The organism is Marinobacter confluentis (assembly GCF_004785685.1).
GTDB lineage: Bacteria > Pseudomonadota > Gammaproteobacteria > Pseudomonadales > Oleiphilaceae > Marinobacter > Marinobacter confluentis.
Genome location: NZ_SRPF01000006.1, coordinates 96,232 through 119,285 on the forward strand (window position 1 = coordinate 96,232; position 23,054 = coordinate 119,285).

Consider the following 23,054-nt stretch of genomic DNA (forward strand, 5'->3'; position numbering starts at 1 on the left):
CGGAGACATAGATGAAGATACCAGGCCCGGTGACCGAAGGTCGACTGATCCGGCGCTATAAGCGCTTTCTTGCCGATGTCATTTTGCCGGATGGCAGTGAAGTGACGGCCCATTGCCCGAATACCGGCTCCATGTTGGGCTGCCAGCCTGATAACGCCCGGGTGGTGCTGAGTGTCAGCGATAACCCCAAGCGCAAACTGAAATATACCTGGGAGCTGGTGGAAACGTCAGCGGGCGTTTGGGCCTGCGTTAATACCGCGCGCCCCAATGCCCAGGCCAGAGAAGCGATTGAACAGGGCGTGGTAACCGAGCTGAGTGGTTATCCGGTCTGTCGGCCGGAAGTGAAGTATGGCAGCGAAAAAAGCCGGATAGATTTACATCTGTCCGGGCACGAATCCCTGCCAGACGCCTGGGTTGAGGTGAAGAACGTCACCCTGTGTGACGATCAGGGGCTGGGCTATTTTCCTGACGCGGTGAGCACCCGTGGGCAGAAACACTTGCGGGAACTGATTGCCCAGGTCGAGGCGGGTGACCGCGCGGTACTGCTGTTTGTGGTTAACCATACCGGCATTGAACTTGTGAAGCCGGCCGACCACATTGACCCGGCCTACGGCAAGCTGTTGCGCGAAGCCGGGGCGGCGGGTGTGGAAGTGCTTGCTTACCGGTCAGGACTTGTTAACAAGGGAGAGCCGGATGGTGATCTCTCGCTGGTGGGGCCGGTGCCTGTCAGCCTCCAGGCCTGATAGCGATCAGGCCTGGCAAGGGAAGGCTGGTCAGGCGCTGGGCATGCCGAAATGCTGACGGATACGGTCCGCAACGGCTTCGGCCAGATGATCCTGATCGGTGTAAAGGTGGACGGTGTGGGTTTTCTCCTGGTCCGTCAGTGGCTCGAACCAGCCCGCCTGGGTTTCCAGAAGCTCTTCAGTCGCTTCGGATGCATCGCCGTCCCGCGTACGGATCCATTGGCGGCGGCTTTCTTCCGGTGCCTCGCAGTGAATGAGTGCGAAGGGCAGGCCAAGATTTTCCGCCACATCGGTCAGCAGGTCGCGCTCCGCCTGTTTCAGGCAGGCAGCATCGACAATCACCGGCATACCTGCCAGCAAAAGCTCTTTTGAAAGGTCAGCAAGCCGTTGGTAAGTCCGCTGGTTGGCTTCCTCGGTGTAAAGGTCCTTTCCAATGCCTGATTTGCTGCTCTCCAGCGGCCCCAGGCCAAACAGGCGCTTGCGCTCGACGTCAGAGCGCAGCCGGATCAGCCCCAGCTCAGCGGCCATGTCCTTGCTGATCACCGATTTGCCGCTGGCGGACAGTCCTGTGGTGGCCAGCAGGTAGGGGTTGGGGAAGCTGCTGTAATCTTCGGCCAACTGGGCGTAGTCCCGGTAACGCTGCATCAGATCGGCTTTATCTGCGTCGTTGAGCGATGGATTCCCCATAGTGAAGAGTGCGATTTTGCCGCGAACCATGGCGCGATAGGCCTTGTACAGGGTCAGCAGCGGCAGCGCCTGAAAATCGCCGCGGTATTCCAGATAGTGATTCAGCACCAGATTGGCCAGGCGGTTTTCACCACGTGATTCCAGGTCCATCAGCAGGAAGGCCAGATCGTTGATGACGTCAATCCAGCGGAAGGGCTCACTGAATTCGATGCAGTCGAAGACCGTTACGTCACCCTGGTAAACGGTGATGTTCGCCAGATGCAGATCGCCATGGCACTCGCGCACAAAACCGTCGGCGTGGCGCTGCGCGATCAATGGCTGGACGCGCTCGAAGGTGGCGCGGGTCCAGGCTTCCAGGTTATCAAGCTGGTCCAGCAGGGACTTGTCGTCGATCATCGGGCGAATCTGGTCGAAATTTTCCTGCATGCCGGCAAAAACCGCCTCTGGTGTGCCCAGGGGTTTACCGTCAGCAACCGGGGGCAGGGTCTCGTGGAATTCTGCGACCTGGCGGGCCAGGCTGGTCAGTTGCTCAGGCTTGAGTTGGCCACGTTCCTGTTGCTTGTCGAACAGTTCGTCCTGGTCGAACTGGCGCATTCGAATGGCGTATTCAAACGGCTCGCCACTGCCACCGAGTGTTGGTGAATCCGCCGAGCCTGTGATGGGCAGAACGTCAAGATAGAGAGAATCGGCCAGGCGCTTGTTCAGACGCAGTTCTTCTTCGCAGAAATGCTTGCGACGATCCAGGGTAGAGAAGTTCAGAAAGCCGAAATCCATCGGTTTCTTGATCTTGTATGCGAAATCACCGGTGAGAACAACCCAGGAGATGTGAGTTTCCAGAACCTGAAAATTCTGCACCGGATGGTCGTAGAGTTCAGGGTTCTGCAAGGCCTTGATCAGGTCATTGGATGGTGCATCGGTCACGTTTCTCTCCAGGCATTATCAGGTATTGTCAGAATTCAAAGGAAACATCATAACGGTCAGGTTACACAAATGACACATGGATGCGTTGCGGTATGGCAGGGCGGTTTCGGTATAATCCCGCCATGAAAAAATCTGCTCCTCAAAAGAAAAGCCCGAAAAAGCGGTCCCCCAAGGGCAAGAAACAACCCTGGTTCTGGCGTCTGTTTCTCCGGGTTTCACTGATCGGGCTGGTACTACTGGCCGGTTGGATGGTGTATCTGGATGCCGTGGTAACCTCCCGCTTCGAAGGGCGGCGCTTTGAAGTGCCGTCCCGGGTCTATGCCCGCCCGCTTGAGCTTTATGATGGGGCCAGTGTCAGCGCCAGTGCCTTGCAGCGGGAGCTGGAGCTGGCGGGCTATCGTTCCGGAAGCGCGGCTGCCGCTGGCAGTTACCGACGCAGCGGCGGGCAGTTCGAGATTCACACCCGCGGTTTCCGGTTTTCCGACGGTGAGGAGCCCCGTCGTCGGCTGTCACTGAGTGTTTTCGGTGACCGGGTGCAGCAGTTCAGTGTGGTAGACGGCCCGACGTCCCCCATCGTGCGCCTGGAACCTGCCCAGATTGGCGGTATTTATCCGGCCCATAAAGAGGACCGGGTGCTGGTCGAGCTGGACGAAGTGCCGGAACTTTTCCGTAACACCCTGATGGCGGTTGAAGACCGGCAGTTCTACGATCACTTTGGTATTGCGCCCATGTCGATAGCCCGGGCCATGCTGGCCAACATCCGGGCCGGGGGTATCGTGCAGGGCGGCAGCACCCTGACCCAGCAGCTGGTCAAGAACTTCTTCCTGACCCGGGATCAGACGCTGCTACGAAAGGGCAACGAAGCCCTGATGTCGCTGCTGCTGGAACTGCACTACGAAAAAGACGACATTCTTGAAACCTATATTAACGAGGTTTATGTCGGTCAGGCCGGAACCCGGGCCATTCACGGTTTCGGGCTGGCAAGCCAGTTCTACTTTGGCGAGTCCATAGCCGACCTGGACAGCCATCAGATAGCCATGCTGGTAGGGCTTGTAAAAGGCCCGTCCTATTATAACCCGCGCCGGCACCCCGAGCGGGCGAGATCCAGGCGCAATCTGGTGCTAGGCGTCATGGCAGACAGCGGCCTGATCAGCGAGCAGGAGGCCTCCCGTGCCCAGGGTCAGCCACTGGGCGTGGCCAGCAAGCCATCCTATTCAGAGAACCGGTATCCGGCCTATATTGACCTGGTGCGCCGTCACCTCGCCCGGGACTATCGTCAGGAAGACCTGCAAAGCGAAGGTTTGCGGATCTTTACCACCCTGAACCCGGCCATTCAGTACGCCGCTGAATTCGCGGTCACCGACACCCTCAAGTCTATGGATGGGCGCTCTGAAGGCGTGCTGGAGTCTGCCATGGTGGTGACCTCCCGTGACAGCGGTGAAGTGTTGGCACTGGTCGGCGGCCGGGACCCGCAATTCGCCGGGTTCAATCGGGCGGTGGATGCCAGGCGGCCTATCGGTTCGCTGGTGAAACCCTTCATCTATTTGACCGCTCTGCAGAACCCGGACGAGTACACACTGGTTACCCCGGTTGAAGACAAATCCTTCTCGCTGGTGTTTGATGACGGGCGCCGTTGGGAGCCGAAAAACTACGATGGTGAAGAGCGCGGCGAAGTGCCTCTGCACCTGGCGCTGTCCAGGTCTTACAACCTGCCGGCGGTCAGGGTGGGACTGGACGTGGGCATTGATGCAGTCAAGACCACCCTGCAGAATTTCGGCGTGTCTGACGGTATTTCTGATTACCCCTCCATGCTGCTTGGCTCGGTATCAATGACGCCGGTTACGGTGGCGCAGATCTATCAGGGCCTGGCAACCTCCGGGTTTAATACACCGCTGCGAACCATCAGACAGGTCACGGATTCCGATGGCCAAGCACTGAGCCGTTACAGCCTCAAGGTCGATCAGGTCGCGGACTCGGCCTCTGTGCACCTGGTCCAGTATGCGATGCAGGAAGCCATGCAGGAGGGCACCGGGCGTTCGGTTTACCGCACTGTGCCGGACGAGCTGACGCTGGCGGGCAAAACCGGAACTACCGACGATGGGCGGGACTCCTGGTTTGCCGGTTTCAGCGGTGACCTGCTGGCGGTGACCTGGGTAGGCCGGGATGATAACGGCCCGACCCCACTCACTGGTGCGACCGGGGCGCTCCCGGTCTGGGCCCGTTTTATGAGCCGGGTACCGCAACATGGCTTCTCGCCGGTGGTACCGGACGGAGTGGCCTATCACTGGGTGAATTCAGAACAGGCCGCCATCACTGAGCAGGGTTGTGAAAACGCGCGTTTCATGCCTTTTATCGTGGGCAGCGAGCCCGACATTGAGGCCTCTTGCGGCGGCAGTATACAAAGCCGCGTACGGGGCTGGTTTGAAGGATTATTCGAATGACCTCAAAGCTGATACAGAAGTTCACCATCATCGCACTGGCCGCTGCCCTCTCGGCCTGTGCAACCGGTCCCGGCGGCGGCTCGATCTATGTGCCGGCAGAAACCGATGACACCACCGCGCCAGAACCGCCCCGGATTGACCCGGGTGCGGATGAGCCCAGGGTAGAACGTAAAAGTGAACAGCCCGATACCGAACGCAGATCCCCCAGTTACCAGGATGAGGGTGATGAGTTGCCAGCAGCTGCGCGAGGGCTGATCGGCCAGGCAGAAAGCCTGCTGGCGGCCGGCGACGCCCAGGGGGCCGTCAGCCAGTTGGAGCGGGCCCAGCGCATTGCGCCGCGTTCAGCGGAAGTCTATTTCGGATTGGCAGAGGCCTACGTTGCGCTGAATCAGCTGGGTGCCGCCGAGCAGTTTGCACTTAAAGGCCTTTCATTGGCTGGTAGCGATTCGTTACTGCAACGAAACGGCTGGCTCTTGATGGCGGATATTCGTCGGGCTCGTGGCAATGTGGCGGGGGCGGATCAGGCGGAGGCCAGAGCAGGGGCCCTTTAACTAAAAAACCCCGCCGAAGCGGGGTTTTTCTTATTGGTCAGCGATTAGTTAACCAGTGGGATGGTTTGGGCTTCGGTCTCTATGCCAGCTTCAACGGTTACGTTTTGGGTGCCGTCGAACTCGATTTCATCGTCGATTTCATTGTCGTCAACCTGGCAAGAGTAGCTGATGGTGTACTCACCCTCGGTCAGGAAGGCAGCTTTGTAGCTATACAGGCTATCGCCGTCCTTCAGCGAAACCGGCACAACCATCAAAGGGTTGCCTTCTTCGTTGTTCACGTTTAGGTCTGTCGGTATAACGTCGGCGCCCTGGTAGACATAAGCTGAGCCTTCGTAGCCTTCGGTGCAGTTCGCCTGTGTCTCATCGCTGTTTCGGGCTTGATTGATGGTGGCGTAGTCCACCTCGCCTGAAATGGAACCTACTTCCAGATTGCTAACCAGGCGCAGGGAAGGCTTGAGCAGATAATCTGCGAGAGATTGGCCTTGAGGGTTCACGATAGATTTCTTGACATCAAAGTCGATGGTGAAATCCGTTGTGGTGTCTGCGGCCACCAGAAATTCACCTTTTAGCTTCAGGCCACTCTGTTCACCGGACGGAACTGCCAGCGATTTTTTGACATCCGGCTGATCCTTCAGCGTCACAAAGGAGGCAAGCTCTGTGGTGTCGACGAGGAGGCGAAGTTCGGAATAAGGGCCCGCCGGCACTTCTTCATCCGTAATGAGTGGTTCGCTCATGCCACCCTGAAGATCCAGCAGGTTCCAGGTTTTGGGTGTGTCGAAACTGAATTCGACCCATTCACCGTTCTGAGGTTTCAGAGAAATTCCGGTAAATGAAACGGTTACATTGGAGAACTCCATGGCCGGCGCATCAGTCACATCAAAAGAAACTGTGCCAGTTGAACCTGTGTCATCACTGCTGCTACCGCTACCACCGCAAGCTGCCAAAGCGCCGGCGAGGGTAGCGACGGTAAAGAGTTTGAGAGACTGATTCATCATAACGCTCCATTGGTTAATGTGTCGGGATCTGCCTGTGTTTGATTGATCCGTAGAGGTAGAACGACCTTGTCGTTGGTTGCGTTCCATCGTGCCTGGTTAATATTTTTTAACACCGGACTTGAGTCAGCCCGGGAACGGTCGCCTGCAATATACTTGGCTCCGGGTTGCAGCTATGCTGTTCAGAACCTTAAGTATTCATGCTCGTACGGATAGCCGATTTGGCATTACTTCCTTTTAGAACCAGTCGCTCAAAGCGCTTCGAGAGTCTAGTGCAGCCTCACCTCGAGCCGATGTATCGCTTCGCCTTTCGTTTGGCAGGCCAGCAGCAGGACGCTGAGGATCTGGTGCAGGATGTGGTGGTCAAGCTTTACACCCGATTGGATGAACTGGAGGCGGTTGAACAGCTTCGGCCCTGGTTGAATCGGGTGCTTTATCGCCAGTTCATTGACTCGGTTAGGCGAAAAGGCAGACGTGCCGATGTTGCGATAACGGAATTTGAGCCCTCCGGCGATACCAAACTTTTAGACGACCAGCCCGCTGAGCTACCGGATATTGCCGAGCAACTGGACCTTGCGAAGCTTGGGCCAGCCCTTGATCGGGTCATGCGAACCCTGACCCCGGATCAGCGAACGCTTATCCTGCTCTACGACGTGGATGGCTGGAGTCAGGAAGATGTCGCCATTGTTCTGGATATTCCACTAGGCACGGTAAAATCCCGAATCCATCGCTGCCGGGCAAGACTTCGTAAGAAACTGCAGGAATCACCGGAACTTTTTCCGGATTCCAGACGTGTTGGAGTGAAGGATTGAGGTGAACACTATGTCGTGCAGTGCATTTATAAACCGGCTACAGCCCTGGCTCAGAGGCGAACTTTCCAGTGACGAAGCCGCGGCGGTTGAGCGCCACGTTGCCGGCTGTTACGCCTGCGCGACGATAGTCGAGAACGAAAGCGCGATCTTGGGCGCCCTGAAATCCAGGTATGGCGTTCCCCCTGCCTCGCCCGGTTTTGAGCAGAGAGTATTGTCCCGGGCAGCCGCCCTGCCCGTGGAGAGCGACAATGAAGCAAAGCGCACAATGAGCCTGCCTTTGGCGGGCGGTGCGATAGCAGCGGCTTTGGCACTGGGCATCGCGTTAGGCCTGGGGTTGCAGCCTGAAACGACAGACCGAAGCGAGCAGATGGCGGTCAAGGATTCGTTGGTTGGCGAACGCCCTTATACAGTGAAGCTGGCCTTCGATTCCGCCGAAGCCATGGATAATGTGATGCTGACCGTGGAACTGCCTGCTCACGTCGAAATGCTGAGCTACCCCGGGCAGCAGCGCCTGAGCTGGAATGTTGATCTTGATGCCGGCGAGAACATTCTGAAGCTGCCACTGAATGTTCTGTTTCCCGGTGAGGGGGAGCTGGTGGCTCACCTCCACAAGGGTGAGCAGCAGAAAACCTTCCGGACGCCACTGTCGCAGATGGATGTCGGGAATTCATCGGAGCCCGTTTTATGATGTCGGTTCGGTTTAAACTGTCTCTTGTTGTTTTTGCCCTGGCGGCAGGGCTGCTGTCATCGCCGGCCACACTGGCCAGCGACGACCTGGATGTCACCATGCGAATGGTGACTGATGATGAGGCTCTGACCGATTCGGTGGTACGAGAAATCCGGCTTGATCAGCCGATCGTTCTGGAAGAAGGCCCCGGCGCTTCCGGATCTGGAAAAGGGTCCGAAAGGGCAAATGAAACGGCCAGACAGGCACGTGAACAGGGCAGGGCGTTCGGCCAGGCCGCAGCAGAGCGCGCCAAGGAAGCGGCAAGGGTGCGTGAGGATGCCAGGGGGAACGGCTCGACGAACAGGCCTGAAGTGCCAGGATCTGGAAGCGGGCCTCTCAATCCCGGAAATTCTGGCGGAGGTCCCGATTAACCAGCTATTCTGATGGCTGGCCGCCGGGGTTCTGACTCCGGGATTCTGAAGGGAAGCTCAGGAGTCACTTTGAAGTACGTTCCGCTGCCTGGTTTGCTCGTTCTGCTCGCTGTGTGGTGGGGTGGCGCTGTTGCTGACTCTGACCTGCAACCAACGGTGCCTGAGATCAGCCCGCGCACGGCGTTCGAGTCCGGTGTTGCGGCCTTCCAGTCGGGTAATCTGCAACAGGCCAGGCGCTTGCTGGAGCAAGCTCGAGATGCGGGCCTGGCATCTTCTGCTCTGCTTTATAACCTCGGTGTGGTTTATTACCGTCTCGGTCTGTATGACCAGGCCAGCGCCGCTTTTACGCCATTGCTCGACAGCCCTCACGCGCCACTTGCCCGGTATAACCTCGGCCTTGTGTTGCAGAAGCAGGGCGATACTGAAGCCGCCAATGCCTGGTTTAGCCAGGCGGCTGGGGACTCCGCGCCTCGCGAGATTCAGTTACTGGCGCAACGGCAACTGGCCAGTGGCGGTTCCAGCTCGGCTACCAGCACTTCTGCCAGCGCTGCCGGTGCGACTCGAACGGTCGTATTTCTATCTGCTGCCACGGGTTACGACAACAACATTGCCGGCGCGCCCAGCGATGCGACCTCAGACCAGGCCGGGGCCTTCGGCGATCTACTGGCATCCGGCCGTGCCTATCTGGGCCGGGGAGAAGGCCGTGCAATCCGTCTGGAAGCCGTTGCACTTGCCCGCCAATATCCCAGTGAATCAGAATTCGACAATCTCTATTTGAGCGTCGGCGCAGGCTGGCAGCAACCACTCGGGGCTGCCAGGTTCGTGTCTGATCTACGCATATCCCGGTTCTGGTTTGGGGGCGACCTGCTGGAACAGCAAGTAAGTCTGGGCGCATCCTATAACCGCCCCGGCTGCTTCTGGCCGGAGCAGTTGATGGTGGACTGCAAGCTTGCGGCCTTTGTTTCGACAATCCAGGGCGGATCGGATTTCTCGGCCTATGACGGCGCACTTTACGGCGGTGAGATAAGCGCCGGGAAAAGCCTGGACCTCTGGCGTTTTGACGGGGCATGGCGGCTGGAGTTTGATCGCCGGGACGACCTGGAGGTAGGGGAAGAGTTCTTCAGCCTTTCGCCCGTCAGGCAAACGCTGTCCGTTGTTGCTGAACGGCAGATCACGGATCGTCTGAGCCTGGGCGCGGAACCGATGTTTCGTTCAAGTCGCTATGCTGACCCCCATCGAGTCATCAGCGGCGGCCAGCTTATCAGCCGCACCCGAGACGATGAGCAGTTCAGAACAAGGGTATTTGCGGGTTATCGGCTGGACAGGCGCTGGCAATTAGGGCTGGACCTGGTGTGGGTGGATAACCGCAGCACCCTCGGCCGCTACCAATACGATCGGGGGGAGTTGATGCTCAGCCTCGACGGCGTTTTTTGATAAGGCAACAGACGCAGGGCGTCCTTGCCCTGCGATACCCGATACGAAGCCGGCCGGTCAGAGCCCGGCGTTTTTCAGGCGGTTGGCCTGCTGGCGGAACACGGTTTTGGGATCGGTTTCAAACAGGCTGTGCAGTCCAAGAGCCTGGTTGACCTCATCCAGATGATTCATGAAATAGTTGTCGCGAATAACCTTGCCGAAGTGGTTGCTGCAGCGCCCGACCAGGCCGTCGTTGGCTGAGAAACCGAACGCCAGACTTGTGGTGCCCAGCAGTGCGTCAGACGGGTCCAGAATATTGGTCAGCACGCCGGTGCCGCCCCAGGAATAGAAGCGAACACCGTTGGCGGCATAGGCGCCCTCTCCACAGCTGCTGGCAGGCATGCCTGCCGGCGCGAACCGGTTGAATTCGGCGCTGCCCTGGGTGGTCAGGGAATAAAGGCTGGAACGCAGGTCCTGGTTGTAACCGCCGCCGGACAGCAGGTCGATCAGGCTGCCCAGCGCGTTGCCCAGTGATGCCGCCAGGCTTTCAGCCGGCGAACCGTAGATCAGATCCGCAACTGGCGAGCCCTTGTGGGGCGAGCCAACCGTTGTGACGGACGCCACCAGGTCTGGTCGGACCCGGGCAACATAGCGCGCCGTGGGCCCGCCGTGGCTATGGCCAACGAGATTTACTCTGCCATGAATTGCGGCGATTGAGGCAATCTGCGGCAACAGTGCCTCGCCGCGGGCGATGGTGCTGTCCAGCGCCGGCACCTGAGTGGTGTAGACATCCGCGCCTTCGCGGCGGAGATCTTCCGCAACGCCGTACCAGTAATCCACGCCTGCAACGGAATCAAAACCGAACATGCCGTGAACCAGCACAATCGGATAACGGGTGTCGGCATAGTCGGAGGGGGACCACCACCATGCCATGGAAGGCGCAGACCACGCCATCACCACAAGCACAGTCAGTGCTTTTAGCCATTGTTTCATTGTTATACCTGCAGTTTGCTGTTGTATTTGTTGTCAAACTATCTCTGTCGAGATGCGAACATAATTTGATCAGCAGGCCTTGGAAGTCAACGGCAGAAGGGGCACTGGTGCGCCGGTCACCGAAATCTGTGACCGGCGTCACGCTTGTTGGTCGATCCGCTGTCCTTTTCGCTAGAGGGTTTTCATGACCTTGCGGGCGGCGTTGATGGTGAATTCAATGTCTTCATCGGTCAGCGCGGCGGTCGTGAACCCGGCTTCAAAAGCAGAGGGCGCCAGATAGACGCCTTCTTTCAGCATGCCCTGGAAAAACGCCTTGAATCGCTCGATGTTGCAGGCAGTAACCTGATCAAACCGGGTGACCGAGGGTTCGTCGGTGAAAAAGAAGCCAAACATGCCGCCTGCGCTCTGAACCGTCAGGGGGATGCCTGCCTCGTCTGCCGCCTGTTTGAAGCCATCTTTCACCGCATTGGTTTTTTCAGTAAGGCGGTCGTGGAAGCCGGGCTCGGAAATCGCGTTCAGAGTCGTCAGGCCAGCGGCCATGGCCAGCGGGTTCCCGCTCAGCGTGCCAGCCTGGTAAACCGGCCCCAGTGGTGAGATATGTTCCATGATTTCCCGTTTCCCGCCGAAGGCGCCGACGGGCAGCCCGCCACCGAGCACCTTACCCAGGGCGGTCAGGTCAGGTTTGACGCCATAGAAGCCCTGGGCTCCACCCAGGGAAACCCGGAACCCGGTCATCACCTCATCAAAGATCAACACGGTGCCGTGCTGGTCGCAGACGTCCCGCAGGCCCTCAAGAAAGCCCGGTACCGGTGGCACACAGTTCATGTTGCCGGCAACCGGTTCGACAATGATTGCAGCAATCTGATCGCCGATTTCGTCAAAGACCTTGCGCACGCCATCAATGTCGTTGAAGTCCAGCGTCAGGGTGTGCTCGGCCAGGCTGGCGGGTATCCCGGGGGAATTGGGAACGCCCAGGGTCAGTGCGCCGGAACCGGCTTTCACCAGCAGTGAATCAACATGGCCGTGATAGCAGCCTTCGAATTTAACGATCTTGTCGCGACCGGTGTAACCTCGGGCCAGTCGAACGGCGCTCATGGTGGCTTCGGTGCCGGAGTTCACCATGCGCACCAGTTCGATGGAGGGCACCAGCTCGCAGACTTTCTTCGCCATGGCGGTCTCTATGGCCGTGGGAGCTCCGTAACCAATGCCAAGGTCCACCTGGGCGTGCAGGGCGTCTTTGATCAGTTTGTTGGAATGGCCCAGAATCATTGGGCCCCAGGAGCCAATGAAATCAACGTACCGACGGTTGTCCTCATCGTAGAGATAGGCGCCCTCGGCGTGTTTGAAGAAGATCGGAGTGCCGCCCACGCCTTTGAACGCCCGCACCGGCGAATTGACGCCACCGGGGATATATTTCTGCGCTTCTTTGAATAGCGTTTCGGACTGGGTCATCTTGCCTTACTCCTGATCATCGGGAACTAGAAAGTGGATGGTGGGCCGTAAACAGCCGGGTAAATTGCCGGGCCCGATCTTCAATCACTTGGTCGTCGCCGTCAAACAGGCCACCCACCACCGCCAGCATATCGGCCCCGGCGCGGATCAGCGACTCTCCGTTCTCAAGGGTAATGCCGCCGATGGCGGTTACCGGCTTTCCGAAGCCACGTGCAGTGGCCAGTATCTCGCGGCTGGCTTCAGGGGCATCCGGCTTTGTTGATGATTGAAAAAAACGGCCAAAGGCCAGATAGTCTGCCCCGGCTTTGTCTGCGCTTCTGGCCAGGTCCAGTCGGGCGTGACAGGTTGCGCCAATAATGGCGGCGTCGCCAAGGGTTTTACGTGCTTCGCCCAGATCGGAATCGGACTGGCCCAGGTGAACGCCGCTGGCACTCACTCGTCTGGCAAGCTCGGGGTCATCATTGATGACCAATGGCACCTGCGCAGCGTTGCAGGCAGACACAAGTCTTCTGGCCTGGCTGAGTCGCTCAGTAAACGGCAGCTTTTTCTCGCGGTACTGAACCATCACCGCGCCACCTCTTAATGCCGCCTCTACCGCCCCAATCAATCGCTCTGGCGGCAGCAGTGCGCCATCGGTGATGGCGTAGAGCCCCGGGCGCATCAGTTTGTCCACACAATACCCCGGTCCGGAACCGGCTGGCCCTGACCGACTTTCAGGGCGTGGCGGATGGCATGGGACACAAAATTCTGGGCCTGGACGATAGCGGGGTGGGTGCCCAAACCACTGGCACGCCCGGCGGCAATCGAAGCGGCAAGAGTGCATCCGGTGCCGTGGTATTCTCCGCCAACCCGCTCAACATGAAAGCTCTCTGGTGCCTGATTGTGGCTGTAGAGAACATTAACGATATCTTGCCCAGTGCCGTGGCCACCGGTGCCCAGCACGCTCTGGCAGCCGGTTTCCAGAAGTCGGGCGGCGGCGGTTCCGGGGTCTTCGCTTTCGCCCAGTAGCTGCAGTTCAATGCCGTTCGGGGTCAGCATTTCGGCCAGGGGAAACAGCCGCTGTGTCATTCGCTGAATCAGTGCTTCGTCTGCCAGGTCGCCACCGCCTGCAGCCTTGATAACCGGGTCAGTGATCAACGGGATGCCCGAATGCTTTGCCAGAAATTCCACCAGAACGTCTACCACGTCGGCGTTACCCAGTGCGCCGGTCTTGATGGCGTGAATGGGCGAATCTTCGGCCAGGCTTGCCAGTTGCTGGCGGATGACCTCCGGGTCAATGGGCGCGGCGCCGTATACGTTGCGGGTGTCCTGAACCGTCACGCAGGACAGCACCGGCAGGGGGTGACAACCAAGCGCGGTAATGGCCTGGATGTCGGCCTGTATGCCGGCGCCACCAGAGGGGTCAAGGCCGGAGATCACTAGAACGTGAGGGCGGGAATTCAGCTCAGTCATGGTGTCCTCAGAAGGGTCGAACGGTGGCAAGAATGACTACAGCCACCAGAATGAAAACCGGCAGCTCGTTGAACCAGCGGTAAAACACGTGGGAGCGGGTGTTACTGTCGTCCTGAAAGACCTTCACCAGATGGCCACAATAAAAATGATAGGCTACCAGAATGGCGATCAGCAGTAGCTTTGCGTGGAGCCAGTCCTGGCTGAAATAGCCGGTCGGGTTATAGCTCACAAGCCAGAAGCCAAACACCAGCGTGGCCACCATGGACGGGGTGGTGATTCCCCGGTAAAGCTTTCGCTCCATGATCTTGAAGCGTTCGCGGCCGGGCTTGTCCTCGCAGGCAGCGTGGTAAACGAACAGGCGCGGCAGATAGAAAATGCCGGCGAACCAGCACACCATGGCGATCAGGTGAAGGGCTTTAACCCAAAGCATTGGTCAGCTCCGTCGGTATTGGTAGTAACTTTCGATGTCGGATTTTAGCAATACCCCGTAAATACGCTGAATAGTCGGCGCGACGTGGCGCTGAACGTATAGGGCTTCTACGCTGGTCTGGTCGAATACGTTCAGTGCTTCTTCCAGGGTTGCCTGATATTGCACCGGCCCTATGTCCCGGCGGTTGGCTGGAATGTTGATCAGGTCGATTTTCTCAGGCTCGCTGCTGCTATCGGTTTTAGCATCGCCGGTTTCGGCACCGGTGTCGTCAGGAGATTCGTGGCTGTCCTCCATGTAGCGGGCCAGGTCAACAGCGGGCATCAGTGCCGTCGGTCCGCTACTGCCTTCGATAATCAGCCATTTGGGTTCGGATTTCAGCACTTTCCGTGCCTCTTCGGCGGTCAGAAAGCGTTCCGTGCGCAGTATGTTTCTTTCCATAATAGCCCCAACCGAAACTCGCCTCAGCGCCTGGATGATGGGGGAGTTCTGGTAGCTCAGGCCCTGGCTTTTGAGCATGGTCAGGAACAGCGATCTTTTGCCGAAGGCCTCGCTGGTAATCAGACTGGACGTCGTGATGATCAGCATTCCGGGCAGAATGATGTTCGGGTTGCGGGTCAGCTCCATCAGCGCCATCAGCGCGGCCAGCGGCGCCTGCAGTACCGCGCCCATCATCGCGCCCATGCCCAGCATGGCATAGAAACCAATGGATGATGCCATGTCTGGAACAATCTGGGCGCCAATCAGCCCCATGGCGCCGCCCAGAGTCGCACCCATGAACAGCGTTGGACCTATCACACCACTGGGCATGCCCAGACCAATGGTGACCGATGTAATCAGCAGCTTGGCAACGCCAACTCCCAGCAGCAGCCAGAACGACATCTGGTGGTCAATTGTGAGTTGAACCGTGTCATAGCCGATACCCATGACTTCCGGAATCAGGATGGCGAAGGGCACCATCAACAACCCCGCCAATGTCAGCCGCAGAATCACCGGCCGGTGGTGGTGTTTGCCAAAAGTTTCGACAAGGTGAATAAACGCGGCGGCTGCGATGCCGATGATTAGCGCAATGGCAATAATCCAGGGGATTTCCAGAAGCGAATTCATGACCAGCGGCGGAACGCTGAACGCAGGTTCTGAGCCATAGGCGGCCTGGCTGATGACGGCTGCCGTAACAGAGGCGAGAATGATTGGGGTAAATCCGGCGATGGTATATTCCATCATTACCACTTCCATGGCGAAAATGACCCCGGAAATAGGGGTGTTGAAAGACGCGGAAATGGCGGCAGCACACCCGCAGGCCACCAGCGTTCGTATACTGTTATTGGGCAAGCGCATCCACTGACCCATCAGGCTGGAAAACGCCGCCCCCAGGTGTACGGCGGGGCCCTCCCGCCCGGCGGACTGGCCGGTAATCACCGTGGATACCCCGGTGACGAATTGCAGCAGCGCGCTGCGCACTGAAATGTAGCCCTGATGATAATTCAGCCGCTCCATCACGTGAACGACGCCCACCTTGCGGTCCTGGGCCGATAACCGATGCAGTAACAGCCCCAACGCGACAGCGCCGGCTAACGGCAGTATGCCGCGGGTAACTAGGTCAAGTTCTTCGAAGGATTCTGAACCTGTGCCTGGCAGAAAGTGGTCCAGCGGCCATTCAATGGCCAGGCGGAACAGCAGAATGACGCAGCCAGTAACCAGGCCGGAAAGCAGGCCGAGCACCGCCAGCTGTGGCAGGGCATCCACGCCCGACAGCCGGCGACGGAACACGGGAATCAGGTTCTCAGTGATCTTGTGCCAGGGGGCTTTCATGGATGTTGGTACCGGTGGCCGATAATTTCTTTCGGTATTGTAACCAGAGCCCGGGGCCCTGCAACTAAGTCATTGGTTTATCATGTTAGACTATAGGGTTAGCGAGGGCTTTCTGCCCATCTGGTATTTTGTGACATTTGCGGGAGTTGCTGGTGATCAAGGTAGGTATTGTCGGAGGCACCGGATACACCGGTGTGGAGCTTCTCAGAATTCTGGCGGTTCACCCGGACGCGGAAGTGAGCTGTATTACGTCGCGTTCCGAGGCGGGCCTTGCCGTTGCCGAGATGTATCCGAATCTGCGAGGCCATTATGACCTTGCCTTTTCGGAACCCGATGTGGCCAAGCTGGCGGCCTGTGACCTGGTGTTTTTTGCCACGCCTCACGGGGTCGCCATGCGGATGATGCCCGAGTTGATGGCCGCCGGCGTCCGCGTGGTGGACCTGTCTGCCGATTTCCGGTTGAAAGATCTTGACGTCTGGGCGCAATGGTACGGCATGCCCCACGAAAGCCCGGAATGGGCAGAAAAGGCGGTCTACGGCCTGCCGGAAGTGGCTCGCGAGGCGATTCGGGGGGCGCAACTGGTTGCCAACCCTGGCTGCTACCCCACGGCGGTGCAGTTGGGTTTTCTGCCGCTGCTTGAGTCAGATCTGGTGGATTCCACCCGACTGATTGCAGATGCAAAGTCAGGTGCCAGCGGCGCCGGGCGTCAGGGCAAGATCGGCATGCTGCATGGGGAAATCGGGGAGAGCTTCAAAGCCTATGGTGCTTCTGGCCATCGCCACCTTCCGGAAATTCGCCAGGGCCTGCAGCAGGCTTCGAAATTACCGGTGGGTGTCACCTTCGTGCCGCATCTTATCCCGATGATCCGGGGCATAGAGGCAACGCTTTACGCCGAACTCACGAACGCTGGCGATTTCGAGCGCCTCCAGCGTGTATTTGAAAACCGTTTCCGCAACGAGCCTTTTGTGGATGTCATGCCGTTTGGCAGCCATCCGGAAACCCGGAGTGTGAGAGGTGCCAACACCTGTCGCATGGCACTTCACCGCCAGGAGAACAGCAATATCGTGATTGTTTCCTCGGTCATCGATAATCTGGTGAAGGGCGCAGCGGGTCAGGCCGTACAGAATATGAACATCATGTTCGACCTTCCAGAGACCCGGGGGCTCGAAGCCCCGGCTCTGCTGCCATAGGGTGCCCGGGTGAGCGAGCAACCCAGAAAGCCATCCGAAGAATATATTGTTATCCGGCACCGTCCGGGCTATAGGGTGCGCCGAACGGCCATCCTGCTGACCTTTTCGGTGGTTGCTGCCATTCTCGGCTACGTGACCGGCATGGCGCAGGGTGGCTTCCGCTTCTCGACCGCTGAGGAATCCCGCGAACGGCTTTCCAGCCAAGTTGAACGGCTTCGCGATGAAAACCGTGAAATGAGTCAGCGGCTGGTGAACCTGGAGCGGGGTCGGGCGGTGGACAAACAGGCCCTCAATCAATCCAGGCGGACCATTGTGGGGCTGGAAACCGAGCTATCATCCCTGCAGTCGGAACTGGTGTTCTACAAAAACATCATGGCGCCTTCCGACAGTAGTCGTGGTTTGCAGATTGATCGGTTGACCATGCGCAATGCCGGCTCACCGGGTGCCTTTGATTTCATGGTTGTGCTGGTTCAAAGGGGCGACAACAAAAGCTATCTGTCTGGCTATGCCGAGGTCAATGTTGTCGGTCTGCAGGGCGATGAACGCGAAAGTATTGCGCTGAGAGACCTGTCGGACGATATTGAAAACACCGATATCAAGCTGCGCTTCCGGTATTTTCAGGAGGTAAAGGGTCGGCTGCAGCTGCCGGAAGGGTTCGAGCCTTTGCATGTGGAAGTGATGGCAAAGCGCGATGGGTCGGGCTCAGCACAGGTTGAGCGAACATTTGATTGGGAAGAATTGACGGAGAACTAATATGCTGGGCAAAAAGAAGCAGAAGCCACGTCGCCCAACCGGACACTTTGATACTCTGGTTTCCTCCAAAGCCACCATTCATGGTGACGTGCATTTTTCCGGTGGCCTGCATGTGGACGGTAAAGTCTGTGGGACACTGATTGCAGACGATGGCAGTGATGCGGTTTTAAGAATTTCCGAAGTCGGCACCGTGGAAGGGGATATCCGTGCACCCCATGTGATCGTCAATGGCACCGTTCAGGGTGACGTCTATGCGTCCGCTCACCTGGAGCTGGCGGAGAACGCGGCCATTCACGGTAACGTTTATTACAACCTGATCGAAATGGCCATGGGTGCATCAGTTAACGGTAACCTGGTTCACCAGAGCGAGCCGTCAGGGCTGCTGACCCAGAACCGGAAACCGGGGCTGGGCGTGGACACGCCCACAGCATCTGATTCGGCAGGGGTAGAGGAAGATTCGGGCGGCGCCAGGGAATAGTTGATTGTTTTAGTCAGGAATACGATAATCAGATTACCCATCACAGCATTACCCGGAGGCATTCTTGAGCGTAGTTCAGCAACAGACTATTACCCCGCTGTTCCTCAGTGACAGTGCGGTATCCAAAGTACGTGAGCTGGTCGAAGAAGAAGGCAACGAAGACCTGAAGTTGCGGGTATTCGTCACCGGGGGCGGCTGTTCAGGCTTCCAGTACGGCTTTTCGTTCGACGAAGCCCAGGATGATGAAGACGCCGTTATTGAAAAGGACGGCATCAGCCTGCTGGTTGACCCGATGAGCTATCAATATCTGGTAGGGGCGACCGTGGATTATCAGGAAGGCCTGCAGGGCTCGCAGTTTGTGGTCCAGAACCCGAATGCCAGTTCCACCTGCGGTTGCGGCAGCTCTTTCACCATCTGATTAAGTCCATCCTGGCCTGTTTAGGCCTTCTGGTCAGGAATAATAGACCGCTCCCAGAATTCTCTCTCCACTTGCGCCGGTGACTTCCGGAAGATTGCCTGGCTGACCAGTCAGCGTTTGCCGGGCCAGCCAGGCAAACGCTGATGGCTCAACCCATTGCGGATCAAGCCCAATAGCGGCGGTTGTTGTCACCTTGCACGGGCTGCAGGTTCGTTGCAGTTCCCTCATCAACACGGGATTTCTGGCGCCGCCACCGCAGGCGAAGATGGTCATTCTGGGTTGCTCGGGAAGCTGCTGCGCTACCGTGATGGCGGTCAGTTCCAGCAGTGTGCGCTGGACATCTGCAGCATTCAGGTTCGGGTGTCTGGCAAGATTGGTCTGAACCCACTCCAGGTTGAACTTTTCTGTGCCGGTGCTTTTCGGCGGCTGGCGCTGGAAATAAGCATCAGAAAGCAGGTCGCTCAACAGGGACTGATCAACCTCTCCTTCGCTTGCCCAGGCGCCATTGTTGTCGAAACCCTGGCCCGTTTGATCTTTGCACCAGGCATCCATCAGCGCATTTGCCGGTCCGGTGTCGAATCCGGTTACTGATTGGCTCTTATCGGCAGGCAGGTGGCTGAGGTTGGCAATACCGCCCAGGTTGAGAATGCAGCGGTCTTCGCAGCTGTCGGCAAAAAAGGCTTTGTGGAAGGCAGGAACCAATGGCGCTCCCTGACCGCCGGCGGCCATGTCCCGCCGGCGAAAATCGGCAACGGTGGTGATGCCGGTGCGCTCCGCAATCAGCGTAGGGTCGCCAATCTGCAGGGTAAAGGGTGTTCCGCCGTCGGGCTGATGCCGGATAGTCTGACCGTGGCTTCCAATGGCCCTGATCTGATCCTGTGCCACGTCAGATTTTGTAAGAAGCTCCAGAACCGTATCGGCGAACAGGTTGCCTACAAGATGGTCCAGTTCACCCAGTTCGTCGGGCGAACCGTGATTCTGGCTCAGGCCTGCCAGGCGCTCACGGATATCATTGGGGTAGGGTGTGCTGTGGGTGGCGTGGATCTGCACCTTCTGATCAGCAAAGGACACCAGGATGGCATCGATGCCATCCATGCTGGTCCCGGACATCAGGCCGATCCAGGCGTCCATATCTTACTCGTCTGAAGCCAGGGCTAGCTGTTGTTTGTCGTCCCCTCGGAAAAGGTCCAGTTTGGCCACTTCCTGCTCGGCAAATTTCTGGAATCTTGCCATCTCGGTTTTGGGTACTGGCTTGGCGTCCGGCAACTTGACTGTGCGGGAGTTCCGCGGAGAGCCGTTCACACGGAATTCATAGTGCAGGTGCGGGCCGGTTACCATCCCGGAAGATCCGACGTGACCAATGGTGTCGCCCTGCTTTACGCGGCTACCATTGCGAATGCCCCGGCCAAGTCGGCTCATGTGGGCATAGAGCGTGGTGATATTATCGCCATGTTGCAGAATCACTGTTCGCCCGTAGCCGCCTTTCCAGCCGGCAAAACTGACCCGGCCATCGCCAGCGGCTTTAATCGGCGTTCCCGGGGGTGCCGCGTAGTCTGTTCCTTCGTGGGGGCGAACGACATCCAGTACTGGATGGCGGCGCTGTAAATTGAAGGATGATGATACCCGCGCGCTTATTGGCGTCCGCAGGAAGGCCTTGCGCATGCTGCTGCCGTTCGGCGCATAGTAATCTGTATCGCCCTTGCTGTTGGTGTAGCGCAGGGCAATAACGTCTTCGCCGCGATTGACGAAACGTGCTGACAGGATTTCACCGGTGTCGAACTTTTCGCCGTCCAGGTACAGCTCTTCGTAGACCACTTCAAAGCGGTCACCTTTTCTGACGTCGTAAACGAAATCGATGTTCCAGCCGAAGATCCCTGCCATTTCCATCGCCAGGCGATCTGAGAGCCCTGCTTCACGCGCTGCGACATAGAGCGAGCCGTCGATGACGCCGGAGGCGAATGCGGGGCGGGCTTCGGGTTCGCGAACGACGGTCTCGCCTTTAAAGCTGTCGTCGGCTTTTTGTATTTTCAGGCTTTCAAGCAGGTTGCGTTGCAGTTCGATGGCGGCCAGTTCGCCAGCGCCGTCAGTCGCGAAGCGGATGGTTTCGCCGGCATACAGACGTTGCAGTTTGTCAGCTTCGCCATCGCCATGAATGACGGACAGCATCAGGCCGTCATTAAAGCCGGCTTTGCGGAACAATGAAGACAGCGTGTCGCCGGAACGGATCTCGAAGGTTTGCCATTGGAGTTCTGGCTCGGGTGGCTCTTTGGCTTCGGCTCCTGGTAACCCGATGCCAATTGCAGTGGAGGGTGTCTGAAGCGATGCTTCGGCCATGGCGAGAGTCGGGGATGGCTGATCCGATTCATCTGCGTTTGATGCTGTTTCGGTGTTGTCAGCTCGCGCCAGCATGGCCGGTGGTTCTGCGGGACCGGCTTCTAACGCCATGCCGGCTTTCGCCACGGATCCTTCTTTCAGGTCCAGAGTATATGCAACGCGATTGGCCTCGACCCGGGAGCTTGGGCTCATCAGCACGGCAGCGGTCACAACCACGCTGATGCTGGCGGCAATGGTAATGTGTGTTTTGGGGAACATTTTCAGCACGGATAGCACCCATTTTGATCGACATTTCGGTAGGTTGAACTACCTAATTAAAGCTGTTGTTCAAGTATAGTCCAACAGATTACCGTATAAAATACGCGCAGGACAGAAGGAAACATTACCGTTACCTCCGTTCCGGCCAGATTTTTTAACCCGGCACTGCTATAATTCGCCGCTATTTTATGGGCGGTCAAAAGTGACTTCGCTCAAAAATTAACCGAGATAGTAGCAGGAGCGCTGGTAACTCACAGATTTGTTTTGTAGACGTCTGTAACGATGCCTTTCCTGCAGATCAGAATTAAGGATGTGTCCTAGATGGCCTCTATTGAAGAAGCGTTGGCGGTAATCCGGCGCGGCATTGACGATCTGATTCCTGAAAACGAAATGGTCGAAAAGCTGAAAGAGGGTCGGCCGCTGCGAATCAAGGCGGGCTTTGACCCGACGGCTCCCGACTTACATCTTGGTCATACCGTTCTGATCAACAAGCTTCGCCAGTTTCAGGATCTGGGTCATCAGGTCATTTTCCTGATCGGTGATTTCACCGGAATGATTGGTGACCCCACGGGCAAGAGCGCGACACGCCCTCCATTAACCGAGGAGCAGGTCGCGCAGAACGCCATTAGCTATAAAGAGCAGGTATTCAAGATACTGGATCCTGATAAGACCCGGGTTGTCTTCAATTCGGACTGGATGAAGAAGCTTTCTGCATCAGACATGATTCGCCTGGCCGGACAGTATTCTGTGGCCCGCATGCTGGAGCGCGATGATTTTCACAAGCGCTATGAGGCTGAGCAGTCGATTGCGATTCACGAATTTCTTTATCCGCTGGTGCAGGGTTACGATTCGGTTGCGCTTGAGGCAGATGTAGAGCTGGGCGGCACAGACCAGAGGTTCAACCTGCTGATGGGGCGCCATCTGCAAAAACAGTATGGGCAGAAGCCGCAGGTTGTGCTGACCATGCCAATCCTTGAGGGGCTGGATGGTGTTCAGAAGATGTCCAAATCCCTCGGCAACTATGTGGGTGTCAATGATTCGCCGGGCGAAATGTACACCAAGCTTCTTTCCATGCCGGATGAGCTGCTCTGGCGCTATTTCGAACTTTTGAGTTTCCGCCCACTCGCGGAAATAGAGGAATATCGCGCTGCGGTCGAGGCAGGCGCCAACCCACAGGAATACAAGAAGCTGTTTGCCCAGGAAATCATCACCCGTTTTCACGATGCGGATGCCGCTGCCAACGCACATAAATCAGCTGGAAATCGTGTTGGCCTGGGTGAGATCCCTGAAAACGTCCCGGTTGTTGAGGTAGCGCTGGCGGGCCGCGAGCAGCTTCATATTGTCGGGCTATTAAAAGAAGCAGGTCTGGCGCAGAACGGCAAAGCCGCAAAAGATGTCTTTGGCCGTGGCGCGGTCTACATGAACGGTGAGCAGTTAACGGAAGAGAAAATGTTCAGTGCCGGTGACGACGTGGTTCTGCAGGCCGGGAAGAAAAAGATTGCCCGCGTTCTGATCACTGAGTGATCGGCTTGCGGTTTAATTTGAGAAAATGTTTCAGGGCCCGTTGACACCGACCGGCAGGGCTGTAGAATACGCATCTCTTTCGAGGGGCACGCCGCTGAGGCGGGTCAGGAATCGAAAGACAACCGTTTGAATTTATTAGAGATTCCGGTCATCGAATTTCTTCTCAAAGCGGTTGACAAGGTCGCGATTCGCTGTAGAATACGCGGCCTTGATCAGGGAACGGAAGTTCCCACTGCTCTTTAAAAAGTTAACCAAGTAATTCGTGTGGGCGCTGGCCGAGGTATTTCGGATACGAAATATCAGGA

At 57.6% G+C, this 23,054-nt stretch carries 22 protein-coding genes; 12 read left to right on the top strand and 10 right to left on the bottom strand.

Annotated elements, in window-relative coordinates:
- Positions 1–11: 11 nt before the first annotated feature.
- Positions 12–743 carry a DNA/RNA nuclease SfsA gene (gene sfsA, locus E5Q11_RS16140; RefSeq protein WP_135804478.1) on the top strand — a complete coding sequence of 244 codons (732 nt, stop codon included), beginning with the start codon at positions 12–14 and terminating at the stop codon, positions 741–743.
- 30 nt (positions 744–773) lie between these two features.
- On the opposite strand, the gene E5Q11_RS16145 is transcribed toward sfsA, so the two are convergent.
- A complete protein-coding gene (locus tag E5Q11_RS16145) occupies positions 774–2,351 on the bottom strand; it encodes a bifunctional aminoglycoside phosphotransferase/ATP-binding protein (protein ID WP_135804479.1) in 1,578 nt (525 codons plus the stop codon).
- 122 nt (positions 2,352–2,473) lie between these two features.
- On the opposite strand from E5Q11_RS16145, the gene mrcB reads away from it, so the two are divergent.
- Positions 2,474–4,792, top strand: coding sequence for a penicillin-binding protein 1B (gene mrcB, locus E5Q11_RS16150; RefSeq protein ID WP_135804480.1), 2,319 nt, complete (start codon positions 2,474–2,476; stop codon positions 4,790–4,792).
- Positions 4,789–5,343 carry a tetratricopeptide repeat protein gene (locus E5Q11_RS16155; RefSeq protein WP_135804481.1) on the top strand — a complete coding sequence of 185 codons (555 nt, stop codon included), beginning with the start codon at positions 4,789–4,791 and terminating at the stop codon, positions 5,341–5,343. Before mrcB ends, E5Q11_RS16155 begins: the two co-directional genes overlap by 4 nt.
- A gap of 44 nt (positions 5,344–5,387) precedes the next feature.
- On the opposite strand, the gene E5Q11_RS16160 is transcribed toward E5Q11_RS16155, so the two are convergent.
- Positions 5,388–6,335, bottom strand: coding sequence for a DUF4382 domain-containing protein (locus E5Q11_RS16160; protein WP_135804503.1), 948 nt, complete (start codon positions 6,333–6,335; stop codon positions 5,388–5,390).
- A gap of 272 nt (positions 6,336–6,607) precedes the next feature.
- On the opposite strand from E5Q11_RS16160, the gene E5Q11_RS16165 reads away from it, so the two are divergent.
- The 4 genes from E5Q11_RS16165 to E5Q11_RS16180 all read left to right on the top strand — a co-directional run bounded on the left by E5Q11_RS16165 (position 6,608) and on the right by E5Q11_RS16180 (position 9,679).
- Positions 6,608–7,147, top strand: coding sequence for an RNA polymerase sigma factor (locus E5Q11_RS16165; RefSeq protein ID WP_263641515.1), 540 nt, complete (start codon positions 6,608–6,610; stop codon positions 7,145–7,147).
- Between the two features lie 10 nt (positions 7,148–7,157).
- Positions 7,158–7,835, top strand: coding sequence for an anti-sigma factor family protein (locus E5Q11_RS16170; protein ID WP_135804483.1), 678 nt, complete (start codon positions 7,158–7,160; stop codon positions 7,833–7,835).
- On the top strand, positions 7,835–8,245 hold the full coding sequence (locus E5Q11_RS16175) for a hypothetical protein (RefSeq protein WP_225315061.1): 411 nt from the start codon (positions 7,835–7,837) through the stop codon (positions 8,243–8,245). Before E5Q11_RS16170 ends, E5Q11_RS16175 begins: the two co-directional genes overlap by 1 nt.
- A gap of 69 nt (positions 8,246–8,314) precedes the next feature.
- A complete protein-coding gene (locus tag E5Q11_RS16180) occupies positions 8,315–9,679 on the top strand; it encodes a tetratricopeptide repeat protein (protein WP_168215677.1) in 1,365 nt (454 codons plus the stop codon).
- Positions 9,680–9,736: 57 nt separating this feature from the next.
- Here the strand turns inward: E5Q11_RS16180 and E5Q11_RS16185 are convergent, their stop codons facing one another.
- The 6 genes from E5Q11_RS16185 to E5Q11_RS16210 form a co-directional block, all read right to left on the bottom strand.
- Entirely contained in the window at positions 9,737–10,651 is a 915-nt protein-coding gene (locus tag E5Q11_RS16185; RefSeq protein ID WP_135804486.1) for a lipase family alpha/beta hydrolase, read from the bottom strand.
- A gap of 171 nt (positions 10,652–10,822) precedes the next feature.
- Positions 10,823–12,103, bottom strand: coding sequence for a glutamate-1-semialdehyde 2,1-aminomutase (gene hemL / locus E5Q11_RS16190; RefSeq protein WP_135804487.1), 1,281 nt, complete (start codon positions 12,101–12,103; stop codon positions 10,823–10,825).
- A gap of 16 nt (positions 12,104–12,119) precedes the next feature.
- The gene (thiE, locus tag E5Q11_RS16195; protein WP_191964487.1) at positions 12,120–12,764 is read right to left on the bottom strand and encodes a thiamine phosphate synthase; all 645 of its coding nucleotides are present in this window, start codon (positions 12,762–12,764) and stop codon (positions 12,120–12,122) included.
- Entirely contained in the window at positions 12,764–13,555 is a 792-nt protein-coding gene (thiD, locus tag E5Q11_RS16200) for a bifunctional hydroxymethylpyrimidine kinase/phosphomethylpyrimidine kinase (protein ID WP_135804489.1), read from the bottom strand. Before thiD ends, thiE begins: the two co-directional genes overlap by 1 nt.
- Positions 13,556–13,562: 7 nt before the next feature.
- Positions 13,563–13,985 (bottom strand): protoporphyrinogen oxidase HemJ, encoded by a 423-nt coding sequence (gene hemJ / locus E5Q11_RS16205; RefSeq protein WP_135804490.1) that lies wholly within the window; start codon positions 13,983–13,985, stop codon positions 13,563–13,565.
- Positions 13,986–13,988: 3 nt separating this feature from the next.
- Positions 13,989–15,794 (bottom strand): chloride channel protein, encoded by a 1,806-nt coding sequence (locus tag E5Q11_RS16210; protein WP_135804491.1) that lies wholly within the window; start codon positions 15,792–15,794, stop codon positions 13,989–13,991.
- A gap of 152 nt (positions 15,795–15,946) precedes the next feature.
- On the opposite strand from E5Q11_RS16210, the gene argC reads away from it, so the two are divergent.
- The 4 genes from argC (at position 15,947) to erpA (ending at position 18,633) form a co-directional block, all read left to right on the top strand.
- Positions 15,947–16,984 carry an N-acetyl-gamma-glutamyl-phosphate reductase gene (argC, locus tag E5Q11_RS16215; RefSeq protein ID WP_135804492.1) on the top strand — a complete coding sequence of 346 codons (1,038 nt, stop codon included), beginning with the start codon at positions 15,947–15,949 and terminating at the stop codon, positions 16,982–16,984.
- Between the two features lie 9 nt (positions 16,985–16,993).
- Positions 16,994–17,737 (top strand): DUF6776 family protein, encoded by a 744-nt coding sequence (locus E5Q11_RS16220; RefSeq protein WP_135804493.1) that lies wholly within the window; start codon positions 16,994–16,996, stop codon positions 17,735–17,737.
- A gap of 1 nt (position 17,738) precedes the next feature.
- Entirely contained in the window at positions 17,739–18,215 is a 477-nt protein-coding gene (locus E5Q11_RS16225; protein ID WP_135804494.1) for a bactofilin family protein, read from the top strand.
- Positions 18,216–18,279: 64 nt separating this feature from the next.
- Complete coding sequence (erpA, locus tag E5Q11_RS16230; protein WP_135804495.1) at positions 18,280–18,633, top strand: iron-sulfur cluster insertion protein ErpA; 354 nt, start codon at positions 18,280–18,282, stop codon at positions 18,631–18,633.
- 33 nt (positions 18,634–18,666) lie between these two features.
- Here the strand turns inward: erpA and E5Q11_RS16235 are convergent, their stop codons facing one another.
- Together E5Q11_RS16235 and E5Q11_RS16240 are read right to left on the bottom strand one after the other, a co-directional pair.
- Positions 18,667–19,764 carry an anhydro-N-acetylmuramic acid kinase gene (locus E5Q11_RS16235; protein ID WP_135804496.1) on the bottom strand — a complete coding sequence of 366 codons (1,098 nt, stop codon included), beginning with the start codon at positions 19,762–19,764 and terminating at the stop codon, positions 18,667–18,669.
- Positions 19,765–19,767: 3 nt separating this feature from the next.
- Positions 19,768–21,234 carry an OapA family protein gene (locus tag E5Q11_RS16240; RefSeq protein WP_135804497.1) on the bottom strand — a complete coding sequence of 489 codons (1,467 nt, stop codon included), beginning with the start codon at positions 21,232–21,234 and terminating at the stop codon, positions 19,768–19,770.
- A gap of 312 nt (positions 21,235–21,546) precedes the next feature.
- On the opposite strand from E5Q11_RS16240, the gene tyrS reads away from it, so the two are divergent.
- Positions 21,547–22,749: a tyrosine--tRNA ligase gene (tyrS, locus tag E5Q11_RS16245; protein WP_135804498.1), complete on the top strand. Its 1,203-nt coding sequence runs from the start codon at positions 21,547–21,549 to the stop codon at positions 22,747–22,749.
- The last annotated feature ends 305 nt before the right edge of the window (positions 22,750–23,054 follow it).